Source organism: Nocardia sp. NPDC052316 (assembly GCF_044547795.1).
Lineage (GTDB): Bacteria > Actinomycetota > Actinomycetes > Mycobacteriales > Mycobacteriaceae > Nocardia.
This window is the reverse complement of record NZ_JBIUBB010000002.1, coordinates 896,651-918,972: the sequence shown is the minus strand read 5'-3', so window position 1 is coordinate 918,972 and position 22,322 is coordinate 896,651. Positions and strand designations below refer to the sequence as shown.

Below are 22,322 nucleotides of genomic sequence, written 5' to 3'. Positions count from 1 at the left end.
GCGCCCTATACCCACCGCGTTGGGCCGAGCGTCTCGTCGACTGCGACGCACCCCTGGTGGTCGTGACTGCCGCCAATGATCTGGCAGTGGCCACCTCTGCCCGACCGAGACGACGGCGATTACTGTCGAGGAATGAACCCGCAGCCGCTTGCTCTGCCATCCGCTGACTGGTCCTCCTGGCTCGCCGATTACGTCGGTGACCGATTGCAGTCCGCGTCGGACACGCTGAAGCAGCTGAAGGACGGCACTTCCCGCGGCACCGCCACGGTGCTCAGCCTGTGGAACGACGCGGACATCGCGTTGCGCGGTGCCGAGTCGGCCGCCGGACTGTTCCTCGAGGTCCACCCCGAGTCGGACGTACGCACCCTTGCCGAGGAGCTCGTGCAGCAGATCGATCGGGTCAAGACCGATCGCAACCTCGACCGTGCGATCTACGACGTGGTCGCCGCCACCGACTCGGCCGGACTGGACCGGGTAGCCCTGCGCATGCGCGAGCACGTGCTGCGCGACTTCCGCCGCAGCGGTGTGGACCGCGACGAGCAGACCCGCACCAGGTTGCGGGAGATCTCCGAGCGGCTCACCGTACTGGACCAGGACTTCGGCCGGACCATCCGAGACGACGTGCGATCTGTTCGGCTCGCCGCCGAGCAACTCGAGGGTCTGCCCGCCGATTTCCGCGCCGCGCATCCGCCCGCCGACGACGGACTCGTCACGATCACCACCGACTATCCGGACTATCGCCCGTTCCGAACCTACGCGCGCGACGCCGAGGCCCGCCGCACCCTCACCATCGAGTTCGAGAGCCGCGGTTGGCCGGCCAACGACGCTGTCCTGCACGAGATGTTCGACCTGCGTGACGAGAAAGCCCGGCTCCTCGGCTACGACAGCTGGCCCGATTACGACGCCGACGTCAAGATGATCGGTACCGGACACGCGATCGCCGAGTTCATCGAGCGGATCTCGACCGCCGCTGATACCGCGGGCCGACGCGACCTCGACGCACTGCTCGCGCGCCGACGAGAGGACGACCCCACCGACACGATCGACCGTTCCGAGATCGGTTACTACACCGAGCTGATCAAACGCGAACAATTCGACGTCGATGCCAGGGAGGTACGCCGCTACTTCGATTTCAGCCGGGTACGCACCGGCCTGCTCGAGGTGACCGGGCGGCTGTTCGGCCTGGAGTACCGGCCGGTCGACGTCCCGCGCTGGCACGAGGACGTCACCGCGTACGACGTCTATGCCGACGGTGCACTGCGCGGCCGGATCTACCTCGACCTGCATCCACGCGCGGGCAAATACAAGCATGCGGCGCAGTTCGATCTCGTCGGTGGTCTCACCGACCGGCTGCTGCCCGAGGGCGTACTGGTGTGCAACTTCCCTCGCGGGCTGATGGAACACCAAGACGTCGTCACGCTGTTCCATGAATTCGGGCATCTGATTCATCATGTGCTCGGTGGACGGCAGGAGTGGGCGCGATTCTCCGGCGTCGCCACCGAGTGGGACTTCGTCGAGGCGCCGTCGCAGATGCTCGAGGAATGGGCATGGGACGCGGCCGTTCTGGGCACCTTCGCCATCGATGAGAACGGCACGCGCATCCCCGCGGACCTGGTGACACGGATGCGGGCGGCGAAGGACTTCGGTAAGGGACTTTCGATAAAGACCCAGGTGGGCTACGCCGCCGTGTCGTATCTGCTGCACCGGGACCGGCCCGCCGATCACACCGCAGCGGTTATGCAGGCCATGGAACGCTACGGCATGCTCCCCGGGTTGCCGGGCACGCATTTTCAGGCTTCGTTCGGCCATCTCGCCGGATACTCGTCCGCGTACTACACGTATATGTGGAGTCTGGTGATCGCGAAGGATCTGTTCTCGGCTTTCGACGCCGATGACCTGTTCGATCCCGCAGTGGCGCACCGGTATCGCGATCGGATTCTCGCGCCCGGTGGTGCTCGGGACGCAGCGGACCTGGTGGCCGACTTCCTCGGTCGGCCGTTCGGCTTCGACGCGTTCACGGCGTGGTTGGATCGCGCGCCGGTGGCGGATTCGGCTCGATCGGCCCCGTAGGTCCGCAGCGCTCGGAGCGATCAGACGCGGGGACGGCTGGCGCGGTGGAGAGGCCTGACCGCCGCAAAGAGCTTGCCTGGCAACAGTCTGGCTACCGCAGCCGATCGTCGCCGAGTCGACCGACCGAGGAGTCCAGCGGTCCCGCGAGAGTGCCGACTACGCCCGATGATCGGCACTCGGCGCACCGAGTGAAAGCAAACACGCGGCTAACGCAACGGCTCGGCCATATCATGTAGCTATGCCCGAAAACGAGCTCGGAGGGCGTACGGAACCACTGGCCGGCGGTGCCCGGCAGGCCGTAGTGGTGGCCGGTGCCTGCTCGATGATCGTGGGTGTGGTCATAGCGATATGGCCGCACAAATCGCTACCGACCGCGGAGCTGCTTTTCGGCCTCTACCTGCTGCTCAACGGCGGACTGCAGATGGTCGTCGCGTTCGGTGCGAAAATCGCACCCGCCCTGCGCGTGCTCGTCTTCGCCAGCGGAGTGGTGTCGCTGTTGCTCGCCGTGCTGTGCTTCAGCGGCGGCAATTCGGCACTGCTGCTGTCGTTCTGGATCGCCCTCGCGTGGTCGATCCGCGGCATCTGCCATGCGACGGTCGCCGTCTGGGCAACCAATCTGACCGGCGGCGGCAGGCAGGAAGTGTTCGGCCTGGCCACCATGGCGCTCGGCATCGTCGTCGGCGTGCTGCCCTTCGACTCGGTGGACGTGCTCGGCCTGGTGGTCGGACTGTTCCTCATCCTGATCGGGACCATGGAGGTGCTCAGCGTGGCTGCGGTACGCCACGGTGTGGTGGACCTGCCCGGAGTATCGCGGATGCGCGCGGTTCGCCTCGATCCCTGATCGCGAGTTTCCTCGCCTGCCACCGTGCCCGCACGGCAGAGGGCGGGACCGCCACGGGGACACGATGGCGAAGAAGTGCGAACGCGCGGGCCGTCATGTCCCGCCCGACGCGGACTCGGACGGTAAGCGGGACATGGTGGTTGACTGGATATCATGGCATTCCAGCAACGTCCGCTTCGATCGCCGGCCGAGCTGATCGTGGTCACCCACGGTGCGGATACCGCACTCACCTCGGCCGTCTTACGCGAGAGTCAGAGCACCGAGGCGCGGTTGGCGGCGCTACTTCCCGAAGGTTGTCGGCTCGCGCGGATCTTCGGCCCGGTCAACCGCCTCCCCCCTCGCGTCGCCGGAACCGCGCACGAGCCCGTCGCCGCGGCGTATCTCCAGTATTTCTCCGTGCACGGCGTCATTGAGGATCTCGACGCGGTCGCCGCGCGACTGCGCGAAGACGACGAGGTCGACGGCGCCTACGTCAAACCGCCCGCCGAGCCGCCGATCGCCCCGGACGGCGCCCCCGACGCGCGCGCCGACGACGCGCCACCGGTCACCCCGAATTTCCAAGCGCGCCAGGGTTACCTCGATCCCGCACCGCAGGGCATCGATGCCCGGTGGGCGTGGACCATGCCCGGCGGACGAGGTCAGGGTGTGCGCGTGATCGACATCGAAGGCGCGTGGCGGTTCACCCACGAAGACCTGCTGATCGGCCAGGGCGGAGTGATCGGCGGCAACCCCTCGCCGGACCGAGGCTGGCGTGACCACGGCACCGCGGTCGCAGGCGAGATCAGCGGGGACGTGAACGCCTACGGCATCACCGGTATCGCACCCGACGCCCTCATCCGCGCGGTGTCGATCTTCGGGCCTGGCTCGGCCGCCGCGATCCGCACCGCCGCCGACGCACTCGGTGCAGGCGATGTCATCTTGCTCGAACTGCACCGCCCAGGACCGCGATTCGACTACGCGGGCCGGCCGGACCAAGCGGGCTACATCGCGATCGAGTGGTGGCCCGACGATCTCGCGGCGATTCGCTACGCCGGCGCCCGCGGCGTCATCGTGGTGGAAGCGGCGGGAAACGGTGCCGAAGACCTCGACGCCGCACTCTATGACCGCCGCCCCGCCGAGTTTCCCGCCTCGTGGCGCAACCCGTTCCGCGGCGGTGCGGCCGATTCGGGTGCGATCGTCGTCGGAGCCGGTGCGCCGCCGCAAGGCTTCCACGGCCGCGACCACGGTCCTGGCCGGTCCCGACTGGCCTTCTCCAACTTCGGCTCCCGCGTCGACGCCCAGGGCTGGGGCAGGGAGGTGACCACCACCGGATACGGCGATTTGCAGGGCGGATCCGACGAAGACCTCTGGTACACCGACGTGTTCAGCGGAACGTCCAGTGCCTCGCCGATCGTCACCGGCGCGATCGCGAGTTACCAGGGCATCAGCGCGGTCGCCGACTCCCGCAAAACTCCCGCCGAGATACGCGCGCTGCTGCGGACCACCGGATCACCTCAGACCAGCGCACCGGGACGCCCGGCGAGTCAGCGGATCGGCAACCTGCCCGACCTGAAAGCCATGGCCGCGCCCTACTGACCGACGTCCGGTGCCAGCCATCGGGATCAGTGACCCGCGCCCCAACTCGGATGCTGAGCAGTTTGTTTCGGATCGGTGAGCTGGCGGGCGTTGCTGCCGTCGCTGTTCATCACCCAGATCTGAGCACCCGGCTCGGGTGCTGGGTTGCGGGTGTAGACGATCTTCGAGCCGTCCGGTGAGAACGACGGGTGCACCGTCGCGTCGTCGGTGAGGGGACGGACATCGGCGCCGTTGGCATGCATCACGTAAATCTCGGAGCGGTTCTTCCCACCCCGGTTACTGGTGAAGACGATCTTCGTGGCGTCCGGCGTGAACACCGGGTCGGAGTTCCAGAACGGATCCGCCAGCACCTGCCGTGCGTGCGTGCCGTCGGCGGCCATCACCCAGATGGCACCGGACCTGGTGAACAAGATCTTCGAACCGTCCGGCGAGAACGCGGGATTCTGCGACGAGGCTTGGCCGGGGCCGGGTGGGGCCGTCGGATCCGGGAGCGCGGTGAGCTGCTTCAGGTCGCCGCCGTCGGCGTTGATCGCATAGATGGCACCGCCGCGGGCGAAGGCGATCCGAGCGCCGTCGGGGGAGAACTTGGGGTGGTAGCCGCCGTCGGTCAGTCGCCGCACGTTACCGCCGTCCGGATCCATCGTCGAGATGGCGGCGCCGCCGACCACGATCTTCGATCCGTCGCGGGCAAAGCTCGGGTGGTTGCCCGCGCCGATCCGAACAACGTCGGTGCCATCGGGATTCATGACGAAGACCGATTGCCAGCCGTCCTCGAACACCACCTTCTCCAAGCGGCGCGGCTGCTCCGAACGGGGCGACTGGCCCGGGTTCGACGGTGGCTCCGGATCCGAACCGCAGCCGACGATGAGTCCGGACAGCGCAGCGCCGATAACCACATGGCGTAACGCGACTTTCACTTTCCGCATGCTGACCAACCTATCCAGGCGAACCGCCCCCGAAAGCAACGTCGCGACCGTACCAAGTGAGGGCGGCCCCACGGGAGGACTACCGGGCCGCCTGGTTCGTTCCCCGGTTGGCGCAGCATGCGTACTGGCACTGCATGCCACTGTGTGGCCGGCGACCGCACAGTGGACGACCTGTTCACCCCTAACGAGTAGCCCCTACCAGCGGATTCGAGTAGTCGAGCACTCGTGGCAGTGGGCCGAGATAGCGGCACTCTGAAGGTGCGGAGAAAGGAGCCGATCATGAGCGAGCGAATCGACAACGCAGTCGCTGAGGCGACGAGCGAGAGCGAGGCGGGGTCATGAGCGCGATCCATATTCGAACCTCCGGACATCATCGGCCCGGACTGGCAGGCGGTGCGGGCACGCACGGCATGGTCGCCTTCGGCACCGGCCTCGACTGCTACCTGTCGTACCGTCCGACGTTCCAGTCGCCCTACAACTACCAGGTGCTGCTCGAGGTCGCACTCGATGAACGCGGCAGCCGGGCACTCGGCGCGGACCGGCGGTCCGGCTACACCGGCATTCACACCTTCGATCCCGAGGACTTCTCGATCGCGGAGCTCGATCCGGGGCGCGCGCACCCGCGTAAGTCGTTCCGCGGCACGCTGATCCGGGGCAGACGCGAACGCGACGGCATCACGATCGTCGGCGACGTACTCGCCACCGTGCGACGCGTCGTCCACTTCGCCGCACTCGATCCGGATCGCGAGCGCGGCCGCGGACTGCTCACTCATCTGTGCTTCGGTCGGCCGAGCCGGATGTACTTGGCGCATCACATCGCCCGTCAGCCGAGCTTTGATCAGATCGTTTCGGCCTGGATCGTGCCGGGAACCGTGACCGACCTGTTGGGCGAGCCACTCGCGGATGAGGTGGTCCGCAAGACGTTCGAGCAGGCACAGCCGATCATTCTCGGGCAGCGCGAGTTCACCGGCATGCGATTGCGCGCCGGGGAGCTGGCCGTGGCGGCGTTCCCGGCGACCGCGGCATCCGGTGGCGCACAAGGATTTCTGGCCGAGATCGCCGTCGAACGGCAGATCTACCTGGAGGTCGCCGATTTGGCCTGACCGCCGAGTGGCTATTGTCAATACGCCGCAGGTCGCAGTCGCGGCACCCTGGAGATCGGCGCGTGTATCAGCCCGTTGACGGACGCGCCGTGGCGGTTCGGACGGCTAACTTCACTGATATGTCCGAATCGGTTCTCCCCGCTGCTGTCTCGGGTCGACGGATCGCGGAGGTCGACATTCTCCGGGGATTCGCCCTGTTCGGCATCCTCATCACCAATGTCCTCGTCGCGAGCGCCCTGTGGTCGTACGCCGGGACGCGCGACAACCCGCGATCGCGCTTCGACGGTCCGATCGACCACACCGTGCACGCGGTGGTCGAGGCGCTGTTCTCAGGTCGGTTCTATCTGCTGTTCGCGTTCTTGTTCGGGTACTCGTTCACCCTGCAGATCGCGGCGGCCCAGCGCGCGGGAGTCTCGGCCAACGCGCGACTGTTGCGTCGCTGTCTTGCGTTGATGGTGATCGGACTGGCGCACGTGTTCTTCCTGTGGATCGGTGAGATTCTCACCTTGTACGCGTTCCTGTGCCTGATCCTCATCCCGCTCAAGAAGCTGAAGCCGCGCACCGCGGCGATCACCGGGGCGGTGCTGTATGCGGTGTGGTGCGGGTGGAGTTTCCTGCCGAGCAGTGACAACAAGCTCGAAGCGCTGGGCGGCCTGTTCGATCTGCAGCGGATTCACGAGGGATATACCGGCACCTTCGGTGACACCTTCGCCACCCAGATGTGGCTCGCGCCCATATTCATCGGCCTGATCTGGTTCACCCAGGGCATCACCAGCCTCGGCATGTTCCTGATCGGTATGGCGGCAGGCAAGCGGCAGCTGTTCAGCGACCGGGAAGCGTTGCGGCGCTGGGCGCCTCGGGTGCTGGTCGGCGGCCTGGCGGTGGGTTTGCCGGTGTCGGCGGGCAGCTTCGCGGGGTCGATGAACTGGGTCACGATGCCCAGCGTGTGGCCCGGCATTCAGCAGCTGGTGAATCCACTGATGACGTTCGCGTACATCGCGGGCATTATCTGTCTCACCCAGTCGCCGCGCACTGCGAGCGTGATCGGGCGGCTCGCGCCCGCCGGACGGATGGCGGCCTCCAACTACATCGGGCAATCCATCGTGCTCATGGTGATCTATACCGGTTACGGGCTCGCGTTGGTCGACAAGATTCCACCGCTCGGTGTCGTCGCGATTGCCTTGGTTACCTATGCCGCGCAACTGGCCTTCAGCACCTGGTGGTTGCGCGATCATCGGTACGGACCGGTGGAGTGGGTACTGCGGGCCGCGACGTATCTGTCGATTCCGCAATGGCGGCGGCGACCGGAACAGGTTCCGGCACAGGCGGATTGATGGGTCCCGCTATGGGCGGCGCCGACTGTCGACGGAAGCACGCCCTGCGCCGGTGCTGACCAGTAGCGCGAGGACGAGAAGCAGCAGCCATTCGGGGGCGTAGAAAAAGTTGCTGACGCGGTCGGGGAACGTGTGGAAGTTCTTGCCTATCGCGGGGATAACCGATAACCACAGCGCACCGACCATGGTGGCAGCGAGCGCGCCGGCCGCGAGTCGGGTCCAGGCGCCGATGATCAGCAAGGCGCCGCCGACGAGTTCGATCCAGGCGGTGACCGGGGCGGTGACGTCGGGAAACGGTGCGCCGAGCGCGACGAACTCGGCGCGGAACCAGTCCAGATCAGTGACCTTTTTGACCGCACCGATAAGGAACATCAGGCCCACGCTGATGCGGCAACAAAGCAGCCAGATGTCGGCAGTTCGAGTTTGCAGGCGCATAGCTACGAGTGTCACACACCGTCGGCGGCCGACCTCGGGACGAAGCGGCGGCACACTTCGGCGAAGCTGTTATCGGGCGCGCGGCGTTGAGCGCGCGCACGCAGCGTCGACAACGCGAGCAACGGGGTATTCGCAGGGGTGCGCAACGGTGGCCCGTGCTGCGGATTGCCGAACCGATAGATTCAGAGGGAACCGTCGGCGACCCGGGCACGTCCAAGCTTGCATAGAGTGCCTCGAACCCCTTAGGAGCATCCGTTGACCGAGAGCGCCGCCAACGCGGCACCGAACACCTTCAACCTGGTGCCTGACCACGTCAGCGACGCCGGCCGTTACGTGCAGACCACCGCCCAGAACCTCATCAACGGTCTGCGTTCGGCCTCCGCCGACGTCAACGCGCTCGAGTCGACCTGGCGTGGCACCGCGGCCACCGCGTACTCCACCGCGTGGGACGAGGTGCACCGCGGCGCCCTTGACGTCTTCGAAGCTCTCGCCGACATGGCCGATCTGCTCGGCGTCGTCGTCGACCGCAGCGCCGCCGCCGACACCGGCAACGCCGCCACGATCAGTTCGCTCAACCTGCCCTGACAGCCGTCACCGCGCACCGAGACCCGTTGGGGGACAACGTTCCATGACCGACCGATACCGCGTCGACCTCGCACACCTGGACGCCGTCACAGCCAAGGTGGCGTCACTCACCTCTTTCGTCACCGACTCCCTGACCGAACTGGACCAACGCATCGCCACCGTGCAGTCGAGCTGGAACGGTGCCGCCGCCGACGCGCACGCCACCGCGCACGCCGAATGGGTCGCCGCCGCGACCCGCATGACCGAAGGACTCGACAAGATGCGCGCCGCCGCGGCCGCCGCGCGCAACTCCTACGAAAGCGGAACCGCCGCCAACCTCGCGATGCTGGGCCGCGGCGGTCAGGTCGCGCAGTGACCGGAACCGTTCTCGACGTCGACACCACGGTCTACTACGACACCGCCGCCAAGGTGGCGGCCAGCGCGTCGGCCTGGTGGTCCGCGGTCGACGCGCGCTGGCCGGAACTGGAAAAAGCGACCGACATGGCGGGCAGCTACGGGGATGCTCTCGCGTGGGCGCGGTCCTATGACCAGCGCGCGGCCGAGCTCCTCAAAATGGTGGAGAAGGTCGCCAACGCCGCGCACGCCTACGCCGTCGTGCTCAACGCGATGGGCTACCAACGCGCCCTCGACGAGCACGGCGCGACCATCGGTGCTGGTCCTGCGCCCGTCAAACCGCCGAATCCGGTAGTGCCGGTGCTGGCCTGCCGTAAGCCGCTGCCGTCGGCCGGTGGCCCCGGCCAGGGACTGGTAGATGGGGGGCTCGGCCTGGTCAAAAAGATCGGCCTTACCATCCCGGACGGCAACGCCACCACCATCTCCAATGCGGGGCTGACCTGGGACAGCGCCCGGACTTCCGAGGGAGCCGCCGCATTCCCGGCCGTGCTCGAAGCCGCGGCCGTCGCGTTCCAAGACGTCATCGCACCGGAAGCGGCATTCATCGATGAAGACCTGCGCGCCCTCAAAGCCGCCGCCGAGCAGGTGCTCACGGCTATGGGTGATCTGGCCCAGTCCTGCCGCGATCACCGCGCCGCCCTCGATGAACTGCGCGACCAGCTCCGCCAGCAACTCGAGATGGTCCGCGACGCGCTCATTCAAGAGCTCGCCATCACCGCGGCCATCTCGGTCGCGTCCTCGTTCATCACCTTCGGAGCTGGTGCCGCAGTCGGGTTGGCCGCCACTGCGGCTATTTGCGCCCGCTACGCCCGGCCCATGCGCACCCTCATCGAGAACTGGCAGCGGGCACGCAACATCAAGGCGGGGGTGAAATTCGATCAGGATCTCGCGCGGGCAAAACGCGAATGCGAACGACTCGAAGAACTCGCCCCCGGCGGGAAACCCAAACCCAAGCCCAACCCGACACCGGCGCAACTACTCGATGACACCGACCGGGCCGCACTCTGGAATTACACCGGCCCCGACGCCGAAGCGCTGAACTACATGCTGCGGCGTGAGCCGGAAAACATCAACCGAGCGCAACAACTCCGTATAGACGACACCGTGCGAGCGCTCGAAAAACTCCCCGACTATCAGGGCACAGTCACGCGTCGGGTGAACCTCAGCGCCGAAGACCTCGCCGTCTACACGAACAACCAGGGTAAAATTATCGTCGAGCCTCAATTCATTTCGAGTTCACGCTCCCCGGAAGCGGCATTCGATCGCCAGGTGGAATTCCAGATCGATTCCGTACACGGAAAATCAATCGAACAATTCGCGCGAAAATCCGAAGAATTAGAGGTGCTGTTCAAGCCGAATACGCCATTCGAGATCACCAAAACTTTTGTAGACCCGGCCACCGGTCGGACGATCATAAAAATGATAGAGCGATAAAGGGGAATCATGGCCGAGTACTACAAAGGACGATTGATCGCGACCCCTGAGGAACTGGGCTTAGAGCCACTCACTCAGGAGCAGATAGATGCCGCAGAAGCGCGGTTCGATGAGTTCAACGCCAAACGCGCCGCCGTCCCACCTGAAAAACGCATCCACCTGTCGAGCCGTTTCGGAGATGACGACTACAACCACGACGACGACCCACGCAACCCGGACGGCTCCCGCAAGAACCGCGACGACCCGCAGCAGGAAACGAGCTAGCGCCAGAAGGGAAACGGTTCAGCCGCAACGTGACGGCTACCCAGCAAGCTTGGCCACGGCAGGGTCGCTGGCCTGCGGCGGGATCGATTCCGGCGCAGGCGCTTGGTGCACCCAAGTGCGACGGCCGTAATCCGGCGGCGCATCCTGGCCGTCCCTTAGTTCACCCGCCCCCAGTCGCAGCAGGATGCCCCCGGACGGTTCGGACAAGACCTTGCCAGTGCGGTGGCGGCATGCAAACGCCTTGACCATGTCGGAAATATAGGGAGTTGTAATGCCTAGAGAAGTTGGCGGGAAAGTATTTTATACCCGCGAAGAAGCCGAAGCGGCCGGAATGAAATTGCCGACCCCAGAAGAGTTCGCCCGCGACCAGGCGATACTCGACCAGTTCCGTGCCGCGCGGGCAGCGGCGGCCCCGCCACCGGAGGGGGCCACACCGGCGGGATTCGGCGGCCGCTTCTCCGATGACCTGGAAGGTACCGAGTGGGAGGGCTGGACCGTCGTGAACGGCCGATGGTTCGACCAGCACGGCAACCCGGTGGACTAAAGGCGGCGGCCGGGGGCCACCACTGATTCAACGGTGTCACACGTGAAGACGACGTGGTCACGCGGTGGTCGCCCCTCGTCCGGCCTGCTATCCGGCACCGCAAGAAGAGACCATTTCCGCCGTGGTAACTCATCGGTCCCCGACTCATCTATGACGCTGCACGCCATGGTCATGAAGTCCAGACGAGTACTAGGGCACTCGGGCGGTGAGGAGCAGGTCCAGAAGTTGGTGGGCGAATTCGCGGGGGGCGTCGGTGAAACCGCTGTGCCCGCCGGGGAATTCGGTGAGGGGGAGGTTGAGCCGGGCGGCGAGTGTGGCGGCTGGGCGGTGGGGGAGGTGGCCTCGGGTTTCTCGGCCCGCGGCGAGGATGAGCCGGTCGGTGTGGGTGGCGAGGGCAGTCTCGTCAGGTTGGTAGGAGGTGATGGGGCGGAGTTCGTTGGCCATCATGGGGGCGGCGTTGGCATGCAGGCGGTGGAGCATTTCGGCAGTGCGGGGCGGCAAGTCGGCGGGATCGGGCATGGGTTTCATGGTGCCGCCGATCCCCTGGAGGAAGCGGGCGCCTGCGGCCGCGACACCTTCGGTGCGGAACAAGGCGTAGACCTCGTCGATGAAAGCCTGCTGTTCGGCGGCGTCGGGCAGTACCGCGAAGCACGGGGGTTCGTGGGCGATGACGAGGCGCAGCCGTTCGGGATGGTGGACGAGCAGGTCCATGGCGATGACCGCGCCGCCGCTTCCGCCGAAGACGTAGGCGTCTTCGCCTGCGGGAGTGAGGGTTTCGAGGAGTAGGTAGGCGTCGTCGCGTTGCGTCGCGACCAGCTCGCCGACGGGCTCGGCGGTGTCGAGGACGCTGCGTGAGTAACCGCGCGGGTCGAGGGTGACGACCGTGAAATGCTCGGCCAGTGTGTCCGCGATCGGGTCGAACACGGCCGCGTCACCTCCGCTGCCGGGCAGCAGAAGGAGCACGGGGCCGTCGCCGCGCACCTCGTAGTAAAGGGTGGCGTCGGGGACTTTCAGGGTGCCGGTTCTCATTTCTCGTCCTTGTCGTCGCTGGACGGCCACTGCTCGAGCGTGACGTGCAGTGCGTCGATAATGCGTTCCCAGGAGGCGGCGGTATCGCGGGAGTGGCTGAAACCGCCGGTCGCCTCTAGAGCGGCGTAGCCGTGAAAAGTGCTGCGCAGCAACCGGACCGCGTCGGTGAGGTCGGGTTCGGTCAGGCCGTAGGCGCGCAGCATGCCGTAGGTGAGCTCGATGCCGCGCACCGCACCGGGGGTCGGCTCGACCAGTCCGGGCGAGACCGGCGCTTGGGTCGCGGTGTAGCGGCCCGGATACCGCAGCGCGTACTCCCGCCAGGTGTGTGCGAAGGCGGCGAGTGCGTCACGGCCCGCGCGGCCCGCGACGGCGGTCGCGATGAGGTCGGTCTTCTCGGCCGCGGCGAGCATGGCGACCCGGGCTCGCAGCTCCTGCAGGTTCTTCACGTGGGAGTACAGGCTGGCGTCCTTGACGCCGAACTGTTTGGCCAACGCCGACATCGTCACCTTCTCGAAGCCGATCTCATCGGCGAGGTCGGCCGCGGCGCGCGTGATCCGGTCGGCGGTCAACCCGGCTCGTGCCATCATGTGGGCACCTCCTTTAAGTTAGTACCCCTAGTTTATAACCTAGGGAGGCTAGTTTAGGCAACTGCCCACGGGCACCGGCCGGTCGCCGATGAGTTTCGCGCGCACGCACCGTCGTCAGTCGTGAGCACGTAGCACCCGTAGAGGAGTAACTCATGACCCAGACCTCGTCAGTCGCCACCCATACTCTCGAAGTCCCTGGCGCCCGCCTGTATTACGAGGTCCGCGGCGGCGGACCGCTCATCGCACTGGTCGGTGCCCCGATGGATGCCGCCGCCTTCGCCCCGCTGGCCGACCTGCTGGCCACCGATCACACGGTGCTCACCATGGACCCGCGCGGACACAAGGGCAGCGTGCTCGCCGACCCCGAGCAGGACTCCACCCCCGCGCTGCGCGCCGACGACCTGGCCAGGATCCTCGTCCACCTCGACGCAGGCCCCGCCGTAGTCTTCGGTTCCAGCGGCGGCGCGGTCACCACGTTGGCGCTGGTGCAGGCGCACCCGGAACTCGTCGGCACCGCGATCGCGCACGAGCCGCCGCTGAACGCCGTGCTCGACAATGAATCGCGGACGAACACAGCAGATCTCGCCGCCACCTACGCGAGCGGTGACGTACTGGGCGCCTGGCGCAAGTTCTTCGTCGACGCCAACATGGAGATGCCGGAGCCGGTCCTCGAGCAGATGTTCGGCGGCGACCGCGATCCGGCGCAGGTGGCCAGCGAGCGCTTCTGGTTCCTGCACGAGATCGGCGGAACCGTCTGGTGGGAGCCGGGTTTCGAAGTACTGCGCGCGACGCCGGTCCGGTTGATCGCCGGGATCGGCGCCGACTCGACGGACCAGTTCTGTGATCACACCACGCGGGCGCTGGCCGCACGGATCGGTATCGAGCCCACCCTGTTCCCCGGCGGCCACATCGGATTCGTCGACGACCCGGCCACTTTCGTCACTCGCCTGCGTGACGTGCTCGGCTGAAGCCGGTGTCCTGGGCGACGGCTCTGCCCGCGCCGCCGCCCAGGACATGCACCGGACGACCTGATGAGGGTCGAAGCCGTCCGGCGTCACCACCCGCACGGTCCGGAGCGCGGGCACTGTCTACTAGGTGAGACCCCTGATGAACTCGGCGAGGTACTGACCGCTGTAGTCGGGCTTTCCGTTGTTCTGCACCGCGGCCGCGCCGATCGTATCGATGTGCGTGTAGCCGGGCAGGGTCTCCACCTGGGCGGTGGCTCCGGTCGGGATCCAGGTACCCACGCCGTACTGGACGACGCTGTCGCCCGCGTAGGCGATGAAGTTCGGCTTGGTGCGACTCATGTTGTGGTAGCGCAGATTCACCATGTTGCCGCTGCGGGCGCCGGTGAAGCCCGCGCCGAGATCGATGACCATACGGGCCGGGAAGTAGGTCTCCCAGTAGGCGGTTGGCGCGCCGGTGCCCAATTGCCGTGCTACGGCGTGGATGTCGGAGGTCTCTCGGCTCGGCGCGGTCCACGGCACTCCGACGACGTCGTTGTAGTTGCGCCACGTGTAGAGCACGTTCCGGTCGGTCGGTGCCACCCGCGTCTGCGGACCCGCGCTCATCCGCAGATAGTTGCCCAACACCGGAACCTGGGTCGCGCCACCACCATTGGGGAAGGTCTTCTCCTGCACCGGACCGCCCGCGAGTGCGCCGACTCCCTGTTGCAGCAGGGCGAAATTGCCGGAGTTGTTGTCGATGAACGTGCCGAGCAGCGCGGTATTGGTGAACCGGTAGTCACGGATGGTGCCCTCACCGTTCGAACCACCGGACGCGACCGCCGCCCAGCTCTGGCCGAACATGGTGGTGAGCGTCGTCTCCACCTCCGGATCGTGCAGGTGGGCCAGCAATTGGCTCTCCTCGTCCGGTGCGAGGTGGGCGGCGAGCCCGGCGAGGCGGTAGAGCATCATCGCCTTGGTGCCGATCACCGGGACGGGGCCGAGGATGCGCATCGGCAGCACCCCACTGTCGAATCCGGCCTTGAGCACGGTGTTGGTCGGGCCCATGAGCGCGTTGGTGACATCGCTGAAGAACGGCGTGTTCTGGATGGCCGCCGGATCCGAGGAGACCATCGAGTCCTGGGCGGCGAACGCGGCGCACTGGTTGTAGCCCGCATCGGCCTGGGTGGCCGGGTTGCCGTCGAAATCCCAGTCCGAGAAGAACCCGGTGACCATCCCGCCCATCGAAATGCCGGTGCAGATGTATTTCCGTTGCCGCTCGGCCTGATCCGGCACCTCGTGCAGCATGATCTCGTACTGGTCCCTGATCACCCGCTCCACGCCGATCGCGTCGAGGATGGCCAGGTCCTGCGAGTGTTTGAAGCCAGGGAAGGTGCGCCCGTCGATCGGCTTGCCGTTGAAGTAGTAGTCGACCGCGTCCAGGTAGTTGCCGGTCTGCAAGGCGTAGTCGAAGCCGGCTGTCTCATCCAAGCAGGCGCCGCGCCGGGCCAGCGACCAGAACTCGATAGTGCGGCCGAGGGTTTTCGCCGAACGCACCGTATTGCCCGCGACACCCTCGGAATTGACTGCGCCACCGCCCAATCCCTGCTGCTGCACGACCACCGCGTCGGCATCGCGCGAGTGCTCCGGACCGTCGACGGGCCGATAGCGCAGGTAGCCCGCGCGATCGCAGGCCTCCGGATGCGGGGGCACCCCGGCAGGCAGCGGCAGCCGGAAGCTCACGTAGGACACCGCGATTCCGTCGCGCGTGGCGACCTGTTGTTCCTGGCGGTCCGTCGCCACCGACACGGGCGGTTCCTCGGCCGCCGCCGCGAGGCCCGGCGGGACCAGACCGGCGGCCACCACCGTCATCACCGCCGTTGCCGCCCAACCAGTTCGGCGCTCGCCGCGCCGCCCACCCTGCTGTACCGACCGTCCGAGACGCCGCGCCGCATTTGCCACGGTCAGTGACGTTGCCACGGACCGAGACCCACGTCACTGGGAGATTTGTCAGGAGTTCGGTCGATGGTTCATGCAGTTCGCCAAGATCAACGGCGAGCGATTTCGCCGGGGGTAGTCCCGGCTCAGACGGTCGCGACTGCGTGGCCACGATCTGCCGCACGGGTAATTGCGGTGGCACGTTCACCGAATCCGCATCGGGTTGAGCAGTCGCTCAACAGGATTAGCTACAGAGCTGTCCGGTCTCGCCCGGCGCGATGGCATTCGAGCTGATTGAGGCCGCTGAGGCACGCTGGCGCGCGGTGAACGCCGCGCCTGGTCACCCTCGTTTCGCGCCTTGTTCGGGGCGTCGCGATGAGTTTTGCCCGCTGGTGCAGTCTGATCTCTATGGGCAAACTCATCTATGGCTTCAACGTCTCGGTCGACGGCTACATCGCCGACGCACAAGGCAACATCGACTGGGGCGATCCGAGCGACGAACTGCACCAGTACTGGAACGACTTCGAGCGGGAGACCGCTCTGTCGTTCTATGGACGGCGGCTCTACGAGCTGATGTCCGCGTACTGGCCGACCGCCGACGAGGCCCCGGACGCCACCCCGCTGACCGTCGACTTCGCCCGCATCTGGCGCGACATGCCCAAGGTCGTGTTCTCCCGCACCCTGGAGTCCGTCGACTGGAACTCCCGCCTGGAACGCGGCGACCCGGTCGAGGTGGTGACGAAGCTGAAGGCCGAAACCGACGGCACGCTGGAGGTGGCCGGCGCGACGCTGGCCGCGCCGATCGTGCAGGCCGGACTGGTGGACGAGTACCGGCTAGTGGTCGTGCCCACCGCCGTCGGCGGCGGCACCCCGTTCTTCCCAACCCTGCCGTCCTGGATCTCCCTGCGACTGTTGGAGAACCGCACCTTCCCTGGCGGCACGGTCCTGCTGCGCTACGAGGCGAAACACGACTGAACGACGCGGACTTGCGCATGACCTCGGTTGTGCGGGCGCGCGGCGATCGGTTGTGGCGACGGCACCGCTATCGACTCAATCGCCGTGCCAGGACCGCCACAGTCCGGCGTAGACACCCGCCGCCGCGACGAGTTCGTCGTGTGTGCCGAGCTCGATGATCGTTCCGTCTGTCATCACGACGATGCGGTCGGCGTCGTGCGCGGTGTGCAGCCGGTGGGCGATGGCGATCACCGTGCGTCCCGCGAGGACCGCGGCGAGGGCACGCTCGGTGGCGCGGGCGGAGGCGGGATCGAGTAGCGCCGTCGCCTCGTCGAGGATCAGCGTGTGCGGGTCGGCCAGCGCGACCCGTGCCAGAGCGAGCTGTTGGGCCTGTGCGCCGCTGAGTGCGTGTCCCGCGCCGCCGAGTTCGGTGTCGAGGCCGTCGGGAAGTTCCAGCGCCCAGGCCGCGTCGACGGTGGTGAGTGCGTCGAGCATCCGCTCGTCGGTTGCGGCGGGGTCCGCGATGCGCAGGTTCCCGCGCAGGGTGTCCTGGAAGACATGATGTTCCTGCGTCACGAGAACGACCTGGCGCCGCAACAACTCCGGGGCGAGGTCCGCGATCGGCACACCACCGACGGAGACGGTTCCCGACCGTGGCTCCGCCAGCCCGGCGAGCAGTCTGCCGAGGGTGGTCTTGCCCGCGCCCGACGGTCCGACGATCGCGAGTTTCTCTCCGGCCGCGATGTCGAGGGTGACGCCGTGCAGTACGTCCCGCTCATCGGTGTAGGCGAAATGGCAGTCGGCGACTTCGATTCGGTCGTCGGCGGGCTCGGCGGTGCTCCGGGGTTTGTCGCTGGGCGCCTGCGCCAGCCCTTCGACCCGGGCGTAGGACGCGCCGCTCTGCTGGAGCTGCTCGACCCACAGCATGATGGTGTCCAGCGGCCCGGACAGTTGCCGCAGGTACAGCGTGGCGGCGATGACGGTGCCGAGACTCACCGCGCCGGCCCGCTCCAGCATGCCGCCGAGGAACAGCACGCCGGCCAGCGCGACCACCTGCGACACGTCGACCGAGGGCAGCAGCACCGACCGGAGCCACAAGGTGCGCAGCCGGGTCCGGCGCGAATGCGCTATCGCGGCATCGGTGTGCGTGCGGCGGCACTGGTGCAACCCGAACGCCTCGATGGTCCGGGCACCGTGGGCGGTTGTCGTGAGGATGTCGGCCAGCGCTGCGGTGGCGGCGCCCTCGGTGAGATAGTCGGTGCGGGCCCGGCGCAGATACCAGCGCAGCGCTACGGCGATGCCGAGCAGGCTGGTCAACGCGCACACACCGAGCAGCGGATGCAACACCATGACCGCCGCGATGATGAACACGGCCTGCACCGTGGCCACCAAAACCTCTGGGGCGGCGTCGCGTAGCGCGGTGGCGGCGCTGCCGACGTCGCTGGTGCCGCGGGTGACGAGGTCACCGGTGGGCACGTGTTCGACGGTCGAGGCGGGCAGCGCGAGCGTGCGGTCGAGGTAGCGTTCGCGGATGCGGGCCGCGGCTCCCTCACCGAAACGCGCGCCCGCGTACAGCGCGAACCTGGTCAACACCAGCTGGATGAGGGTGAAGGCGACGATCGCCAGTGCGAGTTCGTCGATTCTGGACACCGCGCCCGGACCGGACGATTCCTTGACGGTGTCCACGATCGCCCCGAGCAGTCGCGGCGCCGCGAGCCCGGCCACGGCGGCGAGTGCGTTGAGGAGCAGCATCAGGGCGAAACCTGTTCGGTCCGCGCGGATCTCGTGCCAGGCGGCGCGGCGCACTGCGGCCCGGTCCGCGACGGGCAGGGTGGCTGAGCCCTCGCTCGCGGTCATCGCAGCGCCTTCTCGTCCGCGTCGCGGGAGACCAGCGCACGATAGCCCGGCTCGGTGGCGAGCAACTCGTGATGCGTGCCGCGTGCGGCCACCCGACCGTCGACGAGGTAGTCGACGACGTCGGCCTGCTCCAACAGGAGCGGGGAGGTCGTCGTGACGACGGTGGTCCGGCCGGTGCGAGCGAGCCGCAGCCTGGCGGCGATAACCGCCTCGGTATGTGTGTCGACGGCCGAGGTGGGTTCCACCGCGAGCAGGATCTGCGGTTCGGCGTACAAGGCGCGAGCCAGCCGAAGGCGTTGCCGCTGACCGCCGGAGAGGTTACGGCCCTGCGCGGCGATCATCGAGTCCAAGCCGGCCGGCAGCGCTTCCAGCACATCTGTCGCCGCGGCGGCATGGACGGCCGCGGTGATTTTCCCGTCGTCGGGTTCGCGTCGCCCCGCGACGACGTCCCGCACCGTGCCGGTGAACAGCGCGGCATCGTTGTCCGCCAACACGATTCGTGCGCGGACTTGGTCCAGCGCGATGTCGTCGAGCCTGCGCCCGCCCCACTCGACCGCCGACTCCGCGAATCGGCCGAGCCGGTCGACGATGGCGACGGCATCGCCGTGGCGTCCACCCGCGAGCGCGGTGAGCAAGCCGGGCCGGACCTCGACTCCCGATGTCGGGTCGCGCAGGGTTTCGGGTTGCTCCGGTGCGTCCGCCGCGGACGGCGCATCCGCGTGATCGGGTGTCACCGTGAGCAGTCGGATCACCCGGCGGGCGGCGATGATGCCGTGGGTCAGCATGTTGGCGCCTTCGATGAAGAACGACACCGGGACCACCAGCATCGCGACATAGCCGTACACGGCGACCAAGTCGCCGATCGAGATCGTCCCGGCCACGGCCATCCGTGCCGCGAGCCAGGTGACGGCGGCGAGGAACAGCGCGGGCAACCCGGTGCCGAGCGCGCCGAGCCAGCTCGTCACCGCGCCGACCCGATAGCCCTTGTGCCGCAAGGACTGTGAGTCCCGCTGATAGCGGTCGGTGTAGTGCTGCTTGCCGCCGAGACCGTTGAGGATGCGCAGACCCGTGAGGATGTCGACCAGTCGCGCGGTCGAAACGCCTTGGAGCTCACGGTAATCCGCGCCGACCCGATACAGCCTGCCGAGCAGCGGGCCGACCGCGACCACGAGCAGCGGAACGCCGGTCAGGATCACCAGGGCGAGCAGCGGCGACAGCGAGAACAGGAGCACGGCCACGGTCACGTAGGCGATCACCGCGCCGACACCCGGGCCGGTGATCGTCAGCGAGGAGGCGATCGCGCGCACATCACCCATGCCGATCGCCGCGACCTCACCGGCCGTGGTGCGCCGCGCCAGCGTGGCGCCCAGGTGTGCGGCCTGGTTCGCGGTGGTGCGGGCGATCCGGAACGATGCGTCCATCCTGACCTTGGTCATCGTGCGATGCCGGGCGACGGCCAGTCCCGCGTTCGCGACGCCGGCCCCGAGGATCGCGAGCGTCCACCATGCCAGTGCTCGCATGTCGTGTGCGCGTAGGCCGTCATCGATCGCCCGGGACAGCAGGTAGGGCGGGAACGCGAGGCCGACCATCCACAGCGTGCCCAGGGCCGCGCCGGTCGCGACGCGGGCGCGCTGGCAGACGACCAGCCACCACAGCAGTCGCAGGGGACCGGATTGATAATTGGTCGGTTCGCGCTCGCTCATGCCCCACCCCTGCCTGTCGATATCGACGGTCCCGTACGAATCGTATTGGCAGGGGCCATTTCGCCGCCGTGACAACGGCTGGTCGAGCGGGGCGACGACGTCGGACGGCGACGGTTGCCGGAGCGCTATCCGTGGTCGATACGGCGATCTTCCCGATGGTGTCTGTCGCGATCTTCGCGCGTCTGTCGCTGTCCCGGACGCATCCGTGTTCAGCGAGCTACCTCCGCGTCCGACATTGATCCGGCGCGTCAGGGCACGACAAAAGGTTGGTCGAATGCGCCCTCGGATACAGTCGGCCCATGGGCCGCGTATGGATATATGCGCTGATCACGGCGGTGGCAACGACGTGGGTCACGGTGCCCGCCCGGTCGACGGCCGAGGAGCCCGCCGGGCGTGACGTGATCGCGCAGATGTTCGGCTGGAACTGGCGATCCATCGGTCACGAATGCCAGTCAACCCTCGGCAAACTGGGTTACAGTGCCGTGCAGACCTCCCCACCGGAGGAACATTCCCTCTGGCCGGACAAGGGGTTTCCGTGGTGGCAGAGCTACTCCGCGGTGTCCTACAAGCTGGACAGTCGCTTCGGTACGCGCGACGAACTGGCGGCCATGGTGCGCAGTTGCCACGACGCGGGTGTACAGGTGTACATCGACGCGGTCATCAACAACATGTCGGCGACAACCGACTGCGGCATCGGCAGCGCGGTCACCCCGTACTGCCATTACTGGTACCCGGCGGTGCCCTACAGCGAGCGCGACTTCCACCATTGCGGCACACCGAATGATGCCGTCGAGAACCTCGCCGACCGCTCCCAGGTGTTCAACTGCCAGTCGTTCAACGGGGCAGACCTGGCGACCGGTGACGACGCGGTCCGGGATCGGATCGCCGGCTACCTCAACGATCTGCTGTCCCTCGGTGTCGACGGGTTCCGGATCGACTCGGCCAAATACATTCCGCCCGAAGACATTGCGGCGATCGAGCAGCGGCTGAGCCGACCGGCCTACGTCTACCAGGAGGTCATCTATGGGTGGGGTGAAGGCGTGCAACCCGAGGAGTATCTCGCCACCGGTGCCGTGATGGACCTGCGCTACGCGGGAACGCTGAGCCAGATCTTCCGGCACGGGCGGCTGGCCTGGCTGCGCACCTTCAGCTCGGCCCTGCCCTCCGACAACACCGTCGTCTTCGTGGCCAACCACGACACCGAACACAACGGCTCCACACTGACCTACGCGGACGGCGAGCGGTACACGATGGCGAACGCGTTCATGCTCGCCTGGCCGTACGGGCGGCCGAAGGTGCTCAGCGGATACGCGTTCAGCAGCTACGACGAGCCGCCGCCGTCCGATCCGCTCGGCCGTGCGCTGGATTCGCGGTGCGGAGATGGGCATTGGTTGTGTGAGCACGCGTGGCCGGGGATCGGCGGCATGGTCGCCTTCCACCAGCAGGTTCACGGGGAACCGGTGGTGAACTGGTCCGACAACGGTGGCAACAGGATCGCCTTCGGGCGGGGTAGCGCGGGGTATCTCGTGCTAAACGGCGAGGACTTTCTGGCCGACGCGGGTGTCTACCAGACCTCGCTGCCTGCGGGTACGTACTGCGACGTTCTGCACGGTGCCGTTCAGGGAGGAGCCTGCACGGGGCCGAGCTACGAGATCGACGGCGCCGGATCACTGCACGCTGACGTTGCCGCCCAGTCGGGGATCGCTCTGCACACCGGGGCGATGATCACCGAATAGGTTTGGGCTACATATGGTTGTCGTCGCCGCGAAGCTGTTGGGCGTCAACGATCGGGATCGCGCAGCTGAG

General features: G+C 67.2%; 20 protein-coding genes. 13 read left to right on the top strand and 7 right to left on the bottom strand.

The features are described from left to right. The first annotated feature begins 132 nt into the window (after positions 1 to 132). From ACIHA7_RS10950 to ACIHA7_RS10940, 3 genes are all read left to right on the top strand, one after another. Positions 133 to 2,070: a M3 family metallopeptidase gene (locus ACIHA7_RS10950; protein WP_397288016.1), complete on the top strand. Its 1,938-nt coding sequence runs from the start codon at positions 133 to 135 to the stop codon at positions 2,068 to 2,070. A gap of 238 nt (positions 2,071 to 2,308) precedes the next feature. Further along, positions 2,309 to 2,911 carry a DUF308 domain-containing protein gene (locus ACIHA7_RS10945; protein ID WP_397288014.1) on the top strand — a complete coding sequence of 201 codons (603 nt, stop codon included), beginning with the start codon at positions 2,309 to 2,311 and terminating at the stop codon, positions 2,909 to 2,911. 153 nt (positions 2,912 to 3,064) lie between these two features. Next, on the top strand, positions 3,065 to 4,486 hold the full coding sequence (locus tag ACIHA7_RS10940) for a S8 family peptidase (protein ID WP_397288012.1): 1,422 nt from the start codon (positions 3,065 to 3,067) through the stop codon (positions 4,484 to 4,486). 26 nt (positions 4,487 to 4,512) lie between these two features. Here the strand turns inward: ACIHA7_RS10940 and ACIHA7_RS10935 are convergent, their stop codons facing one another. Next, positions 4,513 to 5,412: a hypothetical protein gene (locus ACIHA7_RS10935; protein ID WP_397288010.1), complete on the bottom strand. Its 900-nt coding sequence runs from the start codon at positions 5,410 to 5,412 to the stop codon at positions 4,513 to 4,515. A 338-nt stretch (positions 5,413 to 5,750) separates the two neighbouring features. Here ACIHA7_RS10935 and ACIHA7_RS10930 point away from each other — a divergent pair, with 338 nt between their 5' ends. Together ACIHA7_RS10930 and ACIHA7_RS10925 are read left to right on the top strand one after the other, a co-directional pair. Further along, positions 5,751 to 6,515 (top strand): hypothetical protein, encoded by a 765-nt coding sequence (locus ACIHA7_RS10930; protein ID WP_397288008.1) that lies wholly within the window; start codon positions 5,751 to 5,753, stop codon positions 6,513 to 6,515. Between the two features lie 119 nt (positions 6,516 to 6,634). Further along, positions 6,635 to 7,849, top strand: coding sequence for a DUF418 domain-containing protein (locus ACIHA7_RS10925; RefSeq protein WP_397288006.1), 1,215 nt, complete (start codon positions 6,635 to 6,637; stop codon positions 7,847 to 7,849). Between the two features lie 9 nt (positions 7,850 to 7,858). Here the strand turns inward: ACIHA7_RS10925 and ACIHA7_RS10920 are convergent, their stop codons facing one another. Next, the gene (locus tag ACIHA7_RS10920; RefSeq protein ID WP_397288004.1) at positions 7,859 to 8,284 is read right to left on the bottom strand and encodes a DoxX family protein; all 426 of its coding nucleotides are present in this window, start codon (positions 8,282 to 8,284) and stop codon (positions 7,859 to 7,861) included. A 255-nt stretch (positions 8,285 to 8,539) separates the two neighbouring features. Between ACIHA7_RS10920 and ACIHA7_RS10915 the strand changes: the two genes are divergently transcribed. The 5 genes from ACIHA7_RS10915 to ACIHA7_RS10895 all read left to right on the top strand — a co-directional run bounded on the left by ACIHA7_RS10915 (position 8,540) and on the right by ACIHA7_RS10895 (position 11,504). Further along, entirely contained in the window at positions 8,540 to 8,869 is a 330-nt protein-coding gene (locus ACIHA7_RS10915) for a WXG100 family type VII secretion target (RefSeq protein WP_397288002.1), read from the top strand. Positions 8,870 to 8,912: 43 nt separating this feature from the next. Next, positions 8,913 to 9,224 carry a WXG100 family type VII secretion target gene (locus ACIHA7_RS10910; RefSeq protein WP_397288000.1) on the top strand — a complete coding sequence of 104 codons (312 nt, stop codon included), beginning with the start codon at positions 8,913 to 8,915 and terminating at the stop codon, positions 9,222 to 9,224. Continuing rightward, positions 9,221 to 10,696: an ADP-ribosyltransferase gene (locus ACIHA7_RS10905; RefSeq protein ID WP_397287998.1), complete on the top strand. Its 1,476-nt coding sequence runs from the start codon at positions 9,221 to 9,223 to the stop codon at positions 10,694 to 10,696. The genes ACIHA7_RS10910 and ACIHA7_RS10905 overlap by 4 nt, the downstream gene beginning before the upstream one ends. A gap of 9 nt (positions 10,697 to 10,705) precedes the next feature. Next, positions 10,706 to 10,960 carry a hypothetical protein gene (locus ACIHA7_RS10900; protein WP_397287996.1) on the top strand — a complete coding sequence of 85 codons (255 nt, stop codon included), beginning with the start codon at positions 10,706 to 10,708 and terminating at the stop codon, positions 10,958 to 10,960. A 331-nt stretch (positions 10,961 to 11,291) separates the two neighbouring features. After that, positions 11,292 to 11,504 (top strand): hypothetical protein, encoded by a 213-nt coding sequence (locus ACIHA7_RS10895; RefSeq protein WP_397287994.1) that lies wholly within the window; start codon positions 11,292 to 11,294, stop codon positions 11,502 to 11,504. 189 nt (positions 11,505 to 11,693) lie between these two features. On the opposite strand, the gene ACIHA7_RS10890 is transcribed toward ACIHA7_RS10895, so the two are convergent. Both ACIHA7_RS10890 and ACIHA7_RS10885 read right to left on the bottom strand, forming a co-directional pair. After that, a complete protein-coding gene (locus tag ACIHA7_RS10890) occupies positions 11,694 to 12,533 on the bottom strand; it encodes an alpha/beta fold hydrolase (protein WP_397287993.1) in 840 nt (279 codons plus the stop codon). Further along, a complete protein-coding gene (locus ACIHA7_RS10885) occupies positions 12,530 to 13,120 on the bottom strand; it encodes a TetR/AcrR family transcriptional regulator (RefSeq protein WP_397287991.1) in 591 nt (196 codons plus the stop codon). The genes ACIHA7_RS10890 and ACIHA7_RS10885 overlap by 4 nt, the downstream gene beginning before the upstream one ends. A 152-nt stretch (positions 13,121 to 13,272) precedes the next feature. Here ACIHA7_RS10885 and ACIHA7_RS10880 point away from each other — a divergent pair, with 152 nt between their 5' ends. Beyond that, positions 13,273 to 14,088: an alpha/beta fold hydrolase gene (locus ACIHA7_RS10880; protein WP_397287989.1), complete on the top strand. Its 816-nt coding sequence runs from the start codon at positions 13,273 to 13,275 to the stop codon at positions 14,086 to 14,088. Between the two features lie 123 nt (positions 14,089 to 14,211). Here ACIHA7_RS10880 and ACIHA7_RS10875 read toward each other — a convergent pair whose 3' ends face one another. Next, the gene (locus tag ACIHA7_RS10875; protein ID WP_397287987.1) at positions 14,212 to 16,044 is read right to left on the bottom strand and encodes a hypothetical protein; all 1,833 of its coding nucleotides are present in this window, start codon (positions 16,042 to 16,044) and stop codon (positions 14,212 to 14,214) included. A gap of 366 nt (positions 16,045 to 16,410) precedes the next feature. Here ACIHA7_RS10875 and ACIHA7_RS10870 point away from each other — a divergent pair, with 366 nt between their 5' ends. After that, positions 16,411 to 16,977, top strand: coding sequence for a dihydrofolate reductase family protein (locus ACIHA7_RS10870; RefSeq protein WP_397287985.1), 567 nt, complete (start codon positions 16,411 to 16,413; stop codon positions 16,975 to 16,977). A gap of 75 nt (positions 16,978 to 17,052) precedes the next feature. Here the strand turns inward: ACIHA7_RS10870 and ACIHA7_RS10865 are convergent, their stop codons facing one another. Continuing rightward, complete coding sequence (locus ACIHA7_RS10865) at positions 17,053 to 18,813, bottom strand: ABC transporter ATP-binding protein (protein WP_397287983.1); 1,761 nt, start codon at positions 18,811 to 18,813, stop codon at positions 17,053 to 17,055. Beyond that, a complete protein-coding gene (locus tag ACIHA7_RS10860; protein WP_397287981.1) occupies positions 18,810 to 20,516 on the bottom strand; it encodes an ABC transporter ATP-binding protein in 1,707 nt (568 codons plus the stop codon). Before ACIHA7_RS10860 ends, ACIHA7_RS10865 begins: the two co-directional genes overlap by 4 nt. A 299-nt stretch (positions 20,517 to 20,815) precedes the next feature. Here ACIHA7_RS10860 and ACIHA7_RS10855 point away from each other — a divergent pair, with 299 nt between their 5' ends. After that, entirely contained in the window at positions 20,816 to 22,252 is a 1,437-nt protein-coding gene (locus tag ACIHA7_RS10855; protein ID WP_397287979.1) for an alpha-amylase family protein, read from the top strand. Positions 22,253 to 22,322 lie beyond the last annotated feature (70 nt).